This is a genomic window from Micromonospora sp. C28ISP2-4, assembly GCF_030519385.1.
GTDB lineage: Bacteria > Actinomycetota > Actinomycetes > Mycobacteriales > Micromonosporaceae > Micromonospora > Micromonospora tulbaghiae.
Genome location: NZ_JAUMKG010000003.1, coordinates 34,189 through 47,179 on the forward strand (window position 1 = coordinate 34,189; position 12,991 = coordinate 47,179).

Genomic DNA, 12,991 nt, shown 5'->3' on the forward strand with positions numbered 1-12,991 from the left:
ACGCAGTGGGCGGGGGCGGGGTGGGAGTTAGGCGGGGTGGGTGCGGAGGATGCCGAGGCGTTGGGTGGCTCTGGTGAGGGCCACGTAGAGGTCGCTGTTGCCCCTCGGGGACTCGGACACGATCCGGGCCGGGTCCACCACCAGCACCGAGTCGAACTCCAGCCCCTTGGCCTGCTCGGTGGTCAGCACCACCACCCGGTTCGCCAGCTCCGGCTGCTCACCCACAGTCGCCTCGGGCAGCGCCGCCACGACCGCGCCGCCCAGCTCGGCCACCCGGCCGGTCGGCACCAGCACGCCGAGCCGCCCGTCGCCGAGCGACGCGGCCTCCCGGGCGGTGGCCTCGACCAGTTCGTCCACGAGCCGGTCCGCCGGTACGGTCCGGTCCCACGGCGGTACGCCGGTGGCGCGTACCGAGCGGGGTGGCCGCAGCGCCGGGTCGATCTCGGCGAGCACGTCGGCGGCGACCGCCATGATCTCGGCCGGGGTGCGGTAGCTGACCGTCAGCTCCTCCAGCCGCCACCGGTCCGCCACGTACGGCGCCAGGGCCTCGCCCCACGACGGCGTGCCCGCGAGCGCGCCGGTCTGCGCCACGTCCCCGACGATGGTCATGGACCGGCTCGGGCAGCGGCGCATCAGCAGCCGCCACGCCATCGGCGACAGCTCCTGCGCCTCGTCCACGACCACGTGCCCGAACGCCCACGTGCGGTCGGCGGCGGCGCGCTGGGCGGTGGTGAGCCGGTCGGACTCCTCCTGCCGCTCGGAGAGCCGGTCGGCGTCGATCAGGTCGGTGACGCCGAGGATCTCACCGCCGTCGGCCTCGTCCTCGACGTCGATGGAGCGGGAGCCGCGCCAGATCTCCAGCACACCCTCGGCGTACTCGCGTTCCAGCGCGCGGATCCGTTCCCGGCGGGCGACGGCGGCGCGCTCGTCCTCGCCGAGCAGTTCGGCGGCCTCGTCCAGCAGCGGCACGTCGGCGGGCGTCCAGCCGCCCGGCTCGCGGTGCAGCGCGGCCCGCTCGGCGTCGGTGAGCATGGGCGCGGCGGTGGCGATGCGCTCCGGCGAGGCGTACAGGTCGGCGAGCAGGCGTTGCGGGGTCAGCACCGGCCACAGCTCGTCCAGCGCGGCCCGGATCTCCGGCTCCTCGCGCAGCTCGCGGCGGATCTCGGCGCGGTCGGCCTCGGAGAGCAGGTTCTCCCCGCCCAGCGGGTCGGCGCCGATCCGCTCGGCCACCTGGTCGGCGAGCGCGTGCACGATCTCCACGTCGAACACGGCGCGGGCCAGGTTGTGCGGGCGGCCGGTGCGGCGTACCCGGTCGCGGGCCTGCCGCACGGTCTCCGGGTCGAGCGTCAGCACCTCCCGCTGCGGCAGTTCGATGGTGACCGGCTCGTCCGGCACCCACTGCCGGTCGCGGACCGCCGCGGCGAGCACGTCGGCCAGCACCGCGCGACCCTTGAGCGCCGCGGTGGTGGCCGGCTCGGCGCGGCGGGCCTGCACGCCGGGGAACAGGTCGGCCTGGGTACGCAGCAGCACGCCGGTCTCGGCCAGCGTGGGCAGCACCTGGGAGATGTAGCGCAGGAACGTGGCGTTCGGGCCGACCAGCAGCACGCCGCGGGTGGAGAGCTGCTGACGGTGGGTGTAGAGCAGGTACGCGGCCCGGTGCAGCGCCACCGCCGTCTTGCCGGTGCCGGGGCCGCCCTGCACCACCATCACGCCCGGCAGGTCGGCGCGGATGATCCGGTCCTGCTCGGCCTGGATGGTCTCGACGATGTCGCGCATCCGGCCGGTGCGCCCGGCGTTGAGCGCGGCGAGCAGCGACGCCTCGCCGGTCAGCTCCTCGTGCGCGGTGGGGGAGGCGGCGGTGATGTCCAGCACCTCGTCGTTGAGCCCGGTCACCTTGCGGTCGCGCGTGCGCAGGTGGCGGCGGCGGCGTACGCCCTGCGGGTTGGCGGCGGTGGCCAGGTAGAACGGGCGGGCGGCGGGGGCGCGCCAGTCCATCAGCAGCGGGTCGTAGTCGCCGGAGGAGTCGAAGATCCCGATCCGGCCGATGTAGCGGACGGCGCCGTCGTCGCCGTCGAGGCGGCCGAAGCACAGGCCGCTCTCCACGGCGGAGAACTGCTCGACCTGGTCGGCGTACATCGCCACGGTCGAGTCGCGCTGTGACCGGGCCTGCTGCGTGCCACCGGTGTGGCGCAACTCCTCGTCGAGCCGCCGGGCGGCCTGTTCCCGCATGCCGTCCAGCCGGTCGTACAGCATCGAGACGTATTCCTGCTCCCGGCCGATCTCGTCGTCCTGGCGCAGGTCAGCCGACACGTCGGAGTGCGTTGACAATCCGGCTCCTCATTGACTAAAATTGCCGCAGGAATGGCATTCAGAAGCCATTCCTTTTTTGTGCCTGAACTGAGAAAGATAGCGCGTCGGCCGCCACTCGACCAAGCCCGGACACGACTCGGGGCCCGGCCGGCGTCAGCCGACCGAGCCCCGGGCACGGCAGTCTCAGCCCTTCGCGGCCTCGTAGAGCCGCTCCGGCGTGACCAGACCGGCGATCACCCGGCCGTCGTCGGTCAGCAGCACGCTGAACAGCTTGCCGCTGAGCAGCCGGCCACTGCCCCAGTCGCCGCTGACCTTCGGCAGGTCACCGAGCACGCCGGCCAGCATCTGGGCGTCCGGCGCGTCCGCGCCGGGCTTCGCAGCGGGCTTCGCGCCGTCGCCGGTCGCCGCGCCGTCGATCTTGGCGACCACCACAGTGGTCCAGCCGGTGCCGACGGTACGCACGTCAGGCTTCTCGGCGTCCTTCCGGTCGAGCTTCTTGCCCGCCGGTCCGGGCCGCTCGCCCTCGGTCGCCTCGGTGACCTTCACGCCGGGCGGCGGGTTGAACCGGAACTGGTCGGCTTCCGGCGTGCGGAAGTCGACCTGGGTGAACGCCACCTGGAACGCCGGCTCGTCCTGGCCGTCGGCGAGCACCTGCAGGCGCAGCGGCACGTGCTCCTCCGCGTCCAGCGCGATCCGGACCTGGTGCACCAGGGACGCCTTGTCGCGCGGGGTGAGCACCAGCTCGTACGCGCTGCGCCCCGCCACGGTCGCGGTGCGGCCGACGGTGACCGCGGTGGTCGGGTCGATCGCCTCCAGCGCCCGGTCCGCGGCGTCGACCGGCGTGGCCGGCACGGCGGCCCGGTCCGGCGCGTCGGCCGGCAGCTTGCGGTGCGTGGCGGTGTTCTCCCGGCTGTTCCAGGTCCAGACGTCGCGCCCGTTGCGCAGGATGTCCTGCTCCCCGAGCGTGTCGACCAGGGCGAGCCGCTGCCGGTCCTCGCCGCCGTACCAGACGCGCAGCGTGTGCGTGCCGGACACCAGGCCGGCCAGGTCGTTGCCGGCGGCCCGCCCGGCGAGCGCGGCGATCGGCGGCAGGCCGAGGTCGGCGCGCTGCACCACGGTGCCGGAGAGCCCGTCCAGGCGGGACGTGCGCAGGTCTTCCAGGAGCTGGGCGGCGCTGCGCGGCGGCAGCGCCGGGTCGGCGCCGGCGGCGAACGTGCCGACGGCGGCGCCACCGCCGATCACGGCGACCCCCGCGGTCACCGGGACCAGCCAGCGCAGCACGGCGCGGTTCTTCATCACTGACATAGTGTGCACCTCCTGCGCACCATGCTGCGCGATCGTCGCTGTGACCACGCTGAGGAGATCCCCTACGGGTGACCCGGTGGTGGCACCCTGGACCGGTGCGGTTGCTGGTGGTGGAGGACGAGACGCGGCTCGCGGCGGCGCTGCGCCGGGGCCTGTCGGCGGAGGGCTTCGTGGTCGACGTGGCCGCCACCGGCCCGGACGGGCTGGACGCGGCCCGGCACGGCGAGTACGACGCGATGATCCTCGACGTGATGCTGCCGGGCCTCTCCGGCTACGAGGTGGTCCGCCGGTTGCGCGCCGAGCAGCGCTGGCTGCCGGTGCTGATGCTCTCGGCCAAGGACGGCGAGTACGACCAGGCCGACGGCCTGGACTGCGGGGCCGACGACTACCTGACCAAGCCCTTCTCGTACGTGGTGCTGCTGGCCCGGTTGCGGGCGCTGCTGCGTCGCGGCGCGCCCCGGCGGCCGACCGTGCTCACAGTCGGCGACCTGCGTCTGGACCCGGCCCGCCGCCGGGTCACCCGGGCCGACGCCGAGGTGGTGCTGACCAGCCGGGAGTACGCGCTGCTGGACTACCTGATGCGCCGCCCCGGCGAGGTGGTCTCCAAGACCGAGCTGCTGGACCACGTCTGGGACGCCTCGGTCGACACCGCCCCGAACGCGGTGGAGGTCTACGTCGGCTACCTGCGCCGCAAGATCGGCCGGGAGCGGCTGGAGACGGTGCGCGGCGCCGGTTACCGGCTGGCCACATGAGCCGGTGGGTACGCGGCCCGCTGCCGCGGCTGGGCCTGCGGGCCCGGCTGCTCGCGCTCGGGGTGCTGGGACTGGCTGTCGGGTTCGCGTTCGGCGGGGCGCTGCTGGTCGGCGCGCTGGGCTGGACGTTGCAGCGCTCGGTCGACGAGGAGGCGCTGCGCACCGCCGACGCGGTGGCGCTGCTCACCGCCGAGGACGCGCTGCCGGACCCGCTGCCGGTGGCCGGCGGGCAGTTGCGGGTGCAGGTGGTCGACGCGCAGGGCCGCATCCGGGCCGCCTCGATCGACGCGGACCGCCTCGTGCCGATGCTCGGCCCGGACGAGCTGCGCCCGGGGCAGCGGCAGCGGCTGGTGGTGGACGGTCGGCGCGCCGGCATGCCCGGCCCGGTCCGGGTGGTCACGGTGCCGGCCGGCACGCCGCAGGAGCCGCGCACGGTGCTCGTCGCCAAGTCGCTCACCGACGTGCGGCACAGCCTGCGCGTGGTCCGAAACCTGCTGCTCGTCGGCTTCCCGCTGCTGGTCGCCGGGCTCGGCGTGGTGGCCTGGCGGGTGGTGGGCGCGACGTTGCGCCCGGTCGAGCAGTTGCGCAGCGGCGCCGCCGAGATCACCGGGCGGGCCGGGGCGGAGCGGCTGCCCGTACCGGCCGGGCAGGACGAGATCCACCGGCTCGCGGTCACGCTCAACGACATGCTGGACCGGCTGGCCGCGTCCCGGGACCGGCAGCGGGCGTTCGTCGCGGACGCCGCGCACGAGCTGCGCAGCCCGCTGACGAACATGCGCACCGAGCTGGAGGTGGCGCGGCGTCTCGGCGACGACACCGACTGGCCGGCGGTCGCCGACGACCTGCTCGCCGACACCGAACGTCTGAGCCGCCTGGTGGACGACCTGCTGCTGCTGGCCCGCCTGGACGAGCAGGACGCCCGGCCGTCCCCGGTCGGCCCGGTGGAGCTGGGTGAGCTGCTGCGCGGTGTGGCGGCCCGCTACCCGTCGCCGCCGGTGCGGCTGACGCCGCCGGACGCGCCCCGGTGGGTCGAGGGGGACGCGGGGGAGCTGCGCCGGGTGCTGGTGAACCTGGTGGACAACGCGCTGCGGCACGCGTACACCGGTGTGGATCTGGCCGTGAGCGGGCCGGACGGTGCGTACCACCTGATCACGGTGACCGACGACGGGCCGGGCATCCCGGCGGCGGACCGGGAGCGGGTGTTCGCCCGGTTCACCCGGCTCGACGACGCGCGGGCCCGCGACGCGGGCGGCGCGGGCCTCGGCCTGGCCATCGTGCGCGAGCTGGTGCGCCGGGCCGGCGGCACGGTGGAGCTGGCCGACGCGACGCCCGGCGCCGCCGCGCCGGGGCTGCGCGCGACGGTACGGCTGCCCGCGCTGGCCGAGCCGGACCCGGAGTGAACGTCAGCGGCGTCTGGTGCAGACCGGGGCGGTGCGGGCCACGGTGTCGGTGGACCACACGAGGGCCACTGTGAAGCAGTAGTCGGTGGTGCGGTCGAGCCCGTAGGCGATGTAGTCGGCCGACCCGGCGGGCAGCGTGGCGAACGTGCCCTGCGGCTGCCCGGACCGGCCCCCGGCGACCACGACGGGCCCTTCCGCGCCGGCCGGGTACGTCCAGCTCAGCACGATGCTGTCGCGCCGGTCGGTGAGCGTGAACCGCCCGGGCGGCGTGCCCGGGGCGGCGGCCGCCGCTGTGGTGGGCGCGGGAGCGGCCGAGGTGGGCGGCGGCGCGCTGGTGGCCGGCGGCGGGGTGTCACGGCCGTCGTCCACCCGGGACACCCCGGCGATCACCGCGATGGTGCCGAGCAGCAGCGCCACCACGACGCCGAGCACCACGAGCGGCAGCCAGGGCAGCGTGCGCCGCTCGGCGGCCGGTGACCGGGGCACGTGCACCGGCAGGTAGCGCGACGGCGGTTCGGGCGGGGGCGGCGGCACCCGGCGTACGCCGTCGGGCTCGTCGTCGGCGAGCCCGACCACTGTGGGCGGCAGCGGGTCCGCGCCGGGGCGCCACGGCTGCTCGGCGGGCTCGTCGGGCGGCCACGGGTAGTCGTCGAACCCGTCGGCCTCGGGCGCGGTACGCGGCGTCGGCACGTGCGCGGTCTCGGCGGCCCGGCCGGGCGGGTGGTAGAGCGGCGTCTCGACCGGGTCGTCGAGCGCGGGCGGCGAGTAGGGCGGCAGGTCGTGCGGGCCCTCGGTGGGCGGGGGAACCCGGGCGGCGGGCACCACCGGCGTGGTGCGGGCGGGCGGCGGCTCGGGCGCCGGAGCAGGAGCGGGCGCGGTGCAGACGTGGTCCGGGTCGGCGGCGGCGCGGGCCAGCCCGGCCACCTGGGCGGCGAGCGGGTCGTCGGCGTCCAGGTGCAGGCGGCACAGCTCCTCGGCGAGCGTCAGGTGCTCGTGCGAGTCGGCGTACCGGCCGCAGTCGCGTTCCATCGCGCCGAGCTTCGCCAGCATCTTGATGCCGCTGGGGTGGCCGTCGCCGTAGACCTCCCGGTGCAGCTCCCAGGCGTCCTGCAACCGGTCGCGGGCCACCTCGCACTGGCCGCGCGCGTACTCCACGGTGGCCAGGTCGGCGTGCGCGGCGAGGACCCGCTGCGACTCCGGGCCGTCGCGGGCGGTCAGCTCGATGATCACGTCGGAGTAGAGCCGGGCCGCCCGGGCGTCGCTGCCGACCCGGTGCAGCACCGCGGCCAGCGTCGCGGCGGCGGTGACGGTGCGTTCGTCGGAGCGGCCGAACAGGCGGGCGGCCGCCGCGTACGCGAACGCGGCCCAGCCGCGGGCGGAGTGCGGCTCGCCGAGCGCGACCAGCACCCGGGCCTGGAGACCGGCTGCCTCGGCCAGCTCGGGGGAGGCGTTGCCGGGACGGGGATCGGCGTCGCTGAGCGCGTCGGCGAGCAGCCGTTCCGCGCCGGTGAGGTCGCCTTCGGACACCAGTTGGTGCGCCTGGACGGTCAGGTCAGCGAAGCCGGAGGACACGCCCCATCGTGCTCGTCCGGCGACGGTATGTACAAGACCCGGAGTGGATCAGTTTGGTCCCGAATCCGTCAGGTGGCCGGCGAGCGTCTCGCTGATCCGGCGGAGCTGGTCGACCTGGGCCGGGCTGAGCGCGTCGAACAGGTGCCGGCGCACCCCTTCGACGTGCCCGGGCGCGGCGGCGGCAAGGGTGGCGAAGCCCTCGTCGGTGAGCACGGCGATCTGCCCGCGCCGGTCGGTGGGGCAGTCCTCCCGGCGGATCCACCCGGCCGCCTCCAGCCGGGCGGCGGCGTGCGACAGCCGGCTGCGGGACGAGCCGGTCAGCTCGGCCAGCTCGCTCATCCGCAGCTGCCGGTCGGGGGCCTCGGAGAGGCGGACCAGGATCTCGTAGTAGGCGTGCGGCATGCCCGCGTCGCGCTGCAGCTCGCGGTCGAGCGTCTCCATCAGCGCCCGGGAGGCGGTCAGGAAGGCGCGCCAGGTCCGCTGCTCGTCAGGGTCCAGCCACCGGGTCATGACGCCCATCATAGCGCAGATAGTTGAACGCTCAACAAAACCCGGGTACGGTCGGTGGCATGGGCATCCACCGACTCAACCACGCCGTCCTCTACGTCAGTGACCTGGAGCGCAGCGTCGCCTTCTACGGCGACGTGCTGGGCTTCCGCCGGGTGCCGATGACGCCCGAGGGCTTCCGCGGCGCCGCCTTCCTCCAAGCGCCCGACTCCACGAACGACCACGACCTCGGCCTGTTCTCCATCGGCGCGGCGGCCGGGGCGTCCCAGGCCGGCCGGGCCACCGTCGGGCTCTACCACCTGGCCTGGGAGCTGGACACGCTCGACGAGCTGGCCGCCACCGCCGAGCGGCTCTCCGCCGCCGGAGCGCTGGTCGGCGCGTCCGACCACGGCACCACCAAGAGCCTCTACGGCCGCGACCCGGACGGGCTGGAGTTCGAGATCGTCTGGATCGTCCCGGCCGACCTGCTCGACGACGCCGCGCTCACCGCGCGTACCCGCATCGGGCGGCTCGACCTCGACCGTGAGCGGCAGCGCTACGGCGGGCAGACCCGCGGCGGCGTGGGCATCTCCGTCCCGGTCTGAGCGGGGTTCACGGCCGGGCCGCCGCGCGGTGCGGTAGAAACGGCACCATGTCGACCGACGCCGTCCTGCGTGAGCTGCTCGTCCGCCAGCTCGACCACTGGCTCCCCGCCGCGCTGCACCGGGCGCGGCGGGCCACGCTCGCGCTCGCGTACGCCGGGGGTGACGCCGCCGGCGCCGAGGAGGCGTTGCGGGTGGTGGCCGAGTTCGCCGACCGGCTGCGCGGGCGGCGGCTGACAGTGCTGGTGGTGGCCGACGACGGCACCGGCCTGCCGACACGCCTCGGCGCGGCCGAGGCGGCGCTGCCCGCCGACGTCGCCGTGCACCTCGTGCCCGGCGGCCCGGACCGGCTGCCGGTGGCGCTCAAGGCCGCTGGCGCGGCCGGCGCGCCGCTGCTCGTCGTGGCCGACGGCGCCGACCCGGACCCGGCCCTGCTGGCCGCCGCCGCGTCCGGGCGCCCGGCCGAGCTGCTGCTGGTCACCACGCCCGGCCGGTCGCTGCGCCCGGCACTCACCGGTGCCGGGTTCCCGCTCGTCACCGAGGTCGAGCTGGTGCCCGACGGGGACGGCCCGGCGCGGCTGCTCGGCTACGGCACCGGCTCCGACCGGGGGCTGGAGGCGGTCAAGGAGGCGCTCTGGGCGGTCGACGAGTACGCCGGTGTGCGCTACCGCGACCCGGCCGACCCGCAGGGCCGGCTGCTCGACATCTCGCTCGACCCCGAGCCCGGCCCGCTGCGCCGCGAGCTGCTGGCCGAGCTGGCCCGCTCCGGCCCGCGTACGGTCACCGAGCTGCGCCGCTTCGCCACCACAGCGACCGTCTACCGGGCCGCCGACGCCAACCGGGCGCTCGCCTCGCTGCTCGCCTCGGGCGCGGTGACCCGCGACCCGGAGCACGGCCGGCTCGGCGGGGACGTGCTGATCAGCGCCGTCCCGAGCGCTGGGTCATCTGCTTGACCACTATCGACGCCCCGGTGGCGACCACCTCGATGCTGAACACCATCTGCGCGCACACCGCCACCCGGGCGATCTGGCCCTGGGCGTGCACGTCGCCGTAGCAGCGCAGGCCGCCGCGGCCCGCCGGCGCAACCGGCGCAGGAACACGCCCGCCATGCGGCGATTCTCCGGTCGCCGGGACGCCGTGGCCGGCGGAACCGCGAACCCGGCCGCAGACGGCGAGCGGGGTGCCGGCGGTCAGCCGTCACCCCGCTCGTCGCCTGGGAAGGTCAGGCCTTGTCCTGCTTCCACGACAGCGGGCCCGGAAGGTCCACGCGGTGGGCGCGGGTGTTCGAGTTCCAGGACCAGCGGCCGATCTTGATGCTCCACGACGAGAAGCCGTTCTGGGTGAAGTGGAGGATCAGCGGCCCGTACTTCTTACGCTTGCGGAACTGGACGCCCATCGGGGGTGCCTCCTTCGTCTCCCTGCCTCTGCAGTCGTCTGTGTGCCTTCGCGGCATCGAACATGCCCGGATCGACGATTCGCGAAACCCTGCCCGGTCCGCTCTGGACGGTGGGCCTGCCGCCCGGCAAAATCTCTATCCAACGGGTAGGTGTTAAGGAGTCGTAAATGCTGGTGGAGGCGGGTCGTAACAAAGCCAGCGACGAAAGTCTCACTGTCTGGAAGGGCATTGACCGGCGTGGAGAACGGTCGGCAGCATGAGGGCATGTCGCAGCGGGACGAGCTTCTCCTCACCGCTCGCGTGCACGTCGACCTGGTCCGGCACGCGAGCGCGCTCTGTTGAGCCGAGCGCTCGTCGTCCCCTCTCCGCCCGTCCGTTCCCGCAGCCGGCGCATCGTGGCCCGGCGCGGCACGGCGTGCTCCCCGGCCCCGCGCGGGCCCCCTCCACCGCATCGTGGACAGATCAGGAGACTCCGCCATGCCCTCGACCCGATCACCGCGGCGTGCCCTCACCGCCGCCGTCGCCCTGCTCGCCCTCACCACCGCCACCGCGTGCGGCGCCGACGCCGCCGGCGGCGCACAGACCAAGGAACTGCGCTACCAGGGTTCGGTGGGCCAGGTGACCCTCCCCGAACTCGCCGCCGACCTCGGCTACCTCGGCGACGTCAAGCTGAACTGGATCGGCAACGTCACCGGCGGCCCGGCCGACATCCAGGCCACCGCCACCGGTCAGAGCGACTTCGGCGGCGCGTTCAACGGCGCGATCGTCAAGCTCCAGGCCGCGAACGCGCCGATCACCGCAGTGGTCAGCTACTACGGCTCCGACGCCCAGACGTTCCAGGGCTACTACGTGCTCGACGACAGCCCGATCCGCGGCCCCCGCGACCTGATCGGCAAGCGGGTCGGCATGAACACGCTCGGCGCGCACGCCGAGGCCGTCCTGCGTACCTGGCTGGCCCGGGGCGGCCTCACCGCCGCCGAGATCGGCAAGGTCGAGCTGGTCGCGCTGCCGCCGGTGAACACCGAGCAGTCGCTGCGCGCCCGGCAGATCGACGTCGCCGTGCTCGGCGGCGTGATCCGCGACAAGGCGGTCGCGAACGGCGGCATCCGCACCGTCTTCACCGACTACGAACTCCTCGGCGCGTTCAGCGCCGGCAGCTACGTCTTCCGCGACGACTTCCTCGCCCGTAACCCGGACACGGTCCGGACGTTCGTCACCGGAGTGGGCAAGGCGATCGAGTGGGCGCGCACCCAGCCGCGCGAGACGGTGGTGGCCCGGCTCAAGGCCGTCATCGCCAAGCGGGGGCACAACGAGGACGCCACGCTCGTCGAGTACTGGAAGTCCAGCGGCGTGGCCGAACCCGGCGGCGTCATCACCGACCGGGAGTTCGCCACCTGGATCGACTGGCTCGCCGACACCGGCGAGCTGAAGGGCGAGCGGCCGAAGCCGTCCGACCTCTACACCAACCGGTTCAACACGTTCGCGGCCCCCGGCGGTGGCGCGTGAGCACCGACAAGATCCTCTTCGACCGGGTGCGCAAGGTCTTCCCGGGGCGGCGTGGCGGCGGCGGCGCGGTCACCGCGCTCGACGGGCTCACCCTCGGGGTACGCCCCGGCGAGTTCCTCGTCGTCGTCGGTCCCAGCGGCTGCGGCAAGTCCACGCTGCTCGACCTGCTCGGCGGGCTGGCCACCCCGACCGGCGGGCAGGTGCTCGTCGACGGCCGCCCGGTCACCGGGCCCGGCCTGGACCGGGGCATCGTCTTCCAGCAGTACGCGCTGCTGCCCTGGCGCACCGCCGCCGGCAACGTCGCGTTCGGACTGGAGGCCAAGGCCCTGCCCCGAGCCGAGCGCGCCGAACTGGTCGCGTACCACCTCGACCTGGTCGGGCTGACCGGCTTCGCCGACCGCTACCCGCACGAGCTGTCCGGCGGCATGAAGCAGCGCGTCGCCATCGCCCGCAGCCTCGCGTACGACCCGGACGTGCTGCTCATGGACGAGCCGTTCGCCGCGCTGGACGCGCAGACCCGCGACTCGCTGCAGGACGAGCTGGTGCGGATCTGGCAGGCCACCGGCAAGACCGTCGTGTTCATCACGCACGGCATCGACGAGGCGGTGCACCTCGGCCAGCGGGTCGCCGTGATGACGTCGCGGCCCGGCCGGATCAAGCAGGTCATCGACATCGAGCTGGGCGACCGGGAGGCGGAGGAGGACGTCCGCTCCACCGACGCGTTCCGCCACCACCGGCACCGGATCTGGACGCTGCTGCGCGACGAGGTACGCGCCGCGCAGTCCGCCGTACGCGAGGAGGCCCGCGTTGGTTGACGTCGCCGCACCGCCGGCCCGGCCGGTGGCGCCCCCCGCCCCGGCGGCCGTGCCCGCCCGGCCCCGCCGCCTGCTCGGCCTCGGCGGCCGGGTGCTGCACCGCAGCGCCGCGCTGCTGGCCCTCGCCGCGATCTGGGAGACGGCACCCCGCGCCGGGCTGGTCGACCGGGTCTTCCTGCCGCCGCTGTCCGAGGTGCTCGCCGCCTGGTGGGAGCTGCTGCGCAGCGGGCAGCTCGCCGACCACGTCGGCGCCAGCCTCACCCGCTCGCTGACCGGCCTGGCGCTCGCTGTGGTCACCGCCATCCCGCTCGGCCTGCTCATCGGCTGGTACCGGCCGCTCGCCGACCTGCTCAGCCCGCTGCTGGAGGTGTTCCGCAACACCGCCGCGCTCGCGCTGCTGCCGGTCTTCGTGCTCATCCTCGGGCTCGGTGAGACGTCGAAGATCGCCCTGGTGGTCTACGCCTGCTCCTGGCCGATCCTGCTCAACACCGTCGCGGGCGTGAAGGGCGTCGACCCGCTGCTGATCCGCTCGGCCCGCTCGATGGGGCTGAACCACCTGCGGCTGTTCCAGAAGGTGATCCTGCCGGCGGCCGTGCCCACTGTGTTCACCGGCGTCCGGCTCGCCGGGGCGTACTCGATCCTGGTGCTCGTCGCCGCCGAGATGGTCGGCGCGAAGGCCGGGCTCGGCTACCTCGTCAACTACGCGCAGTACAACTTCGCGATCCCCGACATGTACGCCGGGATCATCACCATCTCCGCCATCGGGCTGGTGGTCAACCAGCTCCTCGTCGCCGGGGAACGTCGCTTCTCCACCTGGCGCGCCGACGTCACCACCGCCTGAGAGGAA

Annotated in this window: 14 protein-coding genes; 8 read left to right on the forward strand and 6 right to left on the reverse strand. The window is 74.6% G+C overall.

Annotated elements, in window-relative coordinates:
* Nucleotides 1-27: 27 nt before the first annotated feature.
* Both Q3W68_RS13420 and Q3W68_RS13425 read right to left on the reverse strand, forming a co-directional pair.
* Nucleotides 28-2,253, reverse strand: a complete 2,226-nt coding sequence (locus Q3W68_RS13420) for an AAA family ATPase (RefSeq protein WP_302906180.1) — start codon at nucleotides 2,251-2,253, stop codon at nucleotides 28-30.
* A 240-nt stretch (nucleotides 2,254-2,493) separates the two neighbouring features.
* Nucleotides 2,494-3,615, reverse strand: a complete 1,122-nt coding sequence (locus Q3W68_RS13425) for a sigma-E factor regulatory protein RseB domain-containing protein (RefSeq protein ID WP_302905736.1) — start codon at nucleotides 3,613-3,615, stop codon at nucleotides 2,494-2,496.
* A gap of 95 nt (nucleotides 3,616-3,710) precedes the next feature.
* Here Q3W68_RS13425 and Q3W68_RS13430 point away from each other — a divergent pair, with 95 nt between their 5' ends.
* Complete coding sequence (locus Q3W68_RS13430) at nucleotides 3,711-4,367, forward strand: response regulator transcription factor (protein WP_302905737.1); 657 nt, start codon at nucleotides 3,711-3,713, stop codon at nucleotides 4,365-4,367.
* Nucleotides 4,364-5,767 (forward strand): cell wall metabolism sensor histidine kinase WalK, encoded by a 1,404-nt coding sequence (locus Q3W68_RS13435; protein WP_302905738.1) that lies wholly within the window; start codon nucleotides 4,364-4,366, stop codon nucleotides 5,765-5,767. Before Q3W68_RS13430 ends, Q3W68_RS13435 begins: the two co-directional genes overlap by 4 nt.
* A 3-nt stretch (nucleotides 5,768-5,770) precedes the next feature.
* On the opposite strand, the gene Q3W68_RS13440 is transcribed toward Q3W68_RS13435, so the two are convergent.
* Together Q3W68_RS13440 and Q3W68_RS13445 are read right to left on the reverse strand one after the other, a co-directional pair.
* On the reverse strand, nucleotides 5,771-7,339 hold the full coding sequence (locus Q3W68_RS13440) for a tetratricopeptide repeat protein (protein WP_302905739.1): 1,569 nt from the start codon (nucleotides 7,337-7,339) through the stop codon (nucleotides 5,771-5,773).
* A gap of 48 nt (nucleotides 7,340-7,387) precedes the next feature.
* On the reverse strand, nucleotides 7,388-7,858 hold the full coding sequence (locus tag Q3W68_RS13445) for a MarR family winged helix-turn-helix transcriptional regulator (RefSeq protein WP_302906181.1): 471 nt from the start codon (nucleotides 7,856-7,858) through the stop codon (nucleotides 7,388-7,390).
* A 50-nt stretch (nucleotides 7,859-7,908) separates the two neighbouring features.
* Here Q3W68_RS13445 and Q3W68_RS13450 point away from each other — a divergent pair, with 50 nt between their 5' ends.
* Together Q3W68_RS13450 and Q3W68_RS13455 are read left to right on the forward strand one after the other, a co-directional pair.
* Nucleotides 7,909-8,430, forward strand: a complete 522-nt coding sequence (locus tag Q3W68_RS13450) for a VOC family protein (RefSeq protein ID WP_302905740.1) — start codon at nucleotides 7,909-7,911, stop codon at nucleotides 8,428-8,430.
* A gap of 47 nt (nucleotides 8,431-8,477) precedes the next feature.
* The gene (locus tag Q3W68_RS13455; RefSeq protein ID WP_302905741.1) at nucleotides 8,478-9,380 is read left to right on the forward strand and encodes a hypothetical protein; all 903 of its coding nucleotides are present in this window, start codon (nucleotides 8,478-8,480) and stop codon (nucleotides 9,378-9,380) included.
* Here the strand turns inward: Q3W68_RS13455 and Q3W68_RS13460 are convergent.
* Nucleotides 9,346-9,471 carry a hypothetical protein gene (locus Q3W68_RS13460; RefSeq protein ID WP_302905742.1) on the reverse strand — a complete coding sequence of 42 codons (126 nt, stop codon included), beginning with the start codon at nucleotides 9,469-9,471 and terminating at the stop codon, nucleotides 9,346-9,348. The genes Q3W68_RS13455 and Q3W68_RS13460 overlap by 35 nt on opposite strands.
* A 178-nt stretch (nucleotides 9,472-9,649) precedes the next feature.
* Nucleotides 9,650-9,823: a DUF4236 domain-containing protein gene (locus Q3W68_RS13465; protein WP_064498970.1), complete on the reverse strand. Its 174-nt coding sequence runs from the start codon at nucleotides 9,821-9,823 to the stop codon at nucleotides 9,650-9,652.
* A gap of 264 nt (nucleotides 9,824-10,087) precedes the next feature.
* Here Q3W68_RS13465 and Q3W68_RS28320 point away from each other — a divergent pair, with 264 nt between their 5' ends.
* The 4 genes from Q3W68_RS28320 to Q3W68_RS13480 all read left to right on the forward strand — a co-directional run bounded on the left by Q3W68_RS28320 (nucleotide 10,088) and on the right by Q3W68_RS13480 (nucleotide 12,985).
* Nucleotides 10,088-10,165 carry a putative leader peptide gene (locus tag Q3W68_RS28320; RefSeq protein WP_349881247.1) on the forward strand — a complete coding sequence of 26 codons (78 nt, stop codon included), beginning with the start codon at nucleotides 10,088-10,090 and terminating at the stop codon, nucleotides 10,163-10,165.
* A 135-nt stretch (nucleotides 10,166-10,300) separates the two neighbouring features.
* The gene (locus Q3W68_RS13470) at nucleotides 10,301-11,329 is read left to right on the forward strand and encodes an ABC transporter substrate-binding protein (RefSeq protein WP_302905743.1); all 1,029 of its coding nucleotides are present in this window, start codon (nucleotides 10,301-10,303) and stop codon (nucleotides 11,327-11,329) included.
* Nucleotides 11,326-12,144 (forward strand): ABC transporter ATP-binding protein, encoded by an 819-nt coding sequence (locus tag Q3W68_RS13475; protein ID WP_302905744.1) that lies wholly within the window; start codon nucleotides 11,326-11,328, stop codon nucleotides 12,142-12,144. The genes Q3W68_RS13470 and Q3W68_RS13475 overlap by 4 nt, the downstream gene beginning before the upstream one ends.
* On the forward strand, nucleotides 12,137-12,985 hold the full coding sequence (locus tag Q3W68_RS13480; RefSeq protein WP_302905745.1) for an ABC transporter permease: 849 nt from the start codon (nucleotides 12,137-12,139) through the stop codon (nucleotides 12,983-12,985). Before Q3W68_RS13475 ends, Q3W68_RS13480 begins: the two co-directional genes overlap by 8 nt.
* Nucleotides 12,986-12,991: the final 6 nt, after the last annotated feature.

Bases quoted from the DNA above. Each gene is read 5' to 3' on its own strand.
- Q3W68_RS13470 (WP_302905743.1), top strand. From the start codon at position 10,301: ATGCCCTCGACCCGATCACCGCGGCGTGCCCTCACCGCCGCCGTCGCC.
- Q3W68_RS13450 (WP_302905740.1), top strand. From the start codon at position 7,909: ATGGGCATCCACCGACTCAACCACGCCGTCCTCTACGTCAGTGACCTG.
- Q3W68_RS13455 (WP_302905741.1), top strand. From the start codon at position 8,478: ATGTCGACCGACGCCGTCCTGCGTGAGCTGCTCGTCCGCCAGCTCGAC.
- Q3W68_RS13420 (WP_302906180.1), bottom strand. From the start codon at position 2,253: ATGCTGTACGACCGGCTGGACGGCATGCGGGAACAGGCCGCCCGGCGG.
- Q3W68_RS13425 (WP_302905736.1), bottom strand. From the start codon at position 3,615: ATGTCAGTGATGAAGAACCGCGCCGTGCTGCGCTGGCTGGTCCCGGTG.
- Q3W68_RS13465 (WP_064498970.1), bottom strand. From the start codon at position 9,823: ATGGGCGTCCAGTTCCGCAAGCGTAAGAAGTACGGGCCGCTGATCCTC.
- Q3W68_RS28320 (WP_349881247.1), top strand. From the start codon at position 10,088: ATGTCGCAGCGGGACGAGCTTCTCCTCACCGCTCGCGTGCACGTCGAC.
- Q3W68_RS13445 (WP_302906181.1), bottom strand. From the start codon at position 7,858: ATGGGCGTCATGACCCGGTGGCTGGACCCTGACGAGCAGCGGACCTGG.
- Q3W68_RS13435 (WP_302905738.1), top strand. From the start codon at position 4,364: ATGAGCCGGTGGGTACGCGGCCCGCTGCCGCGGCTGGGCCTGCGGGCC.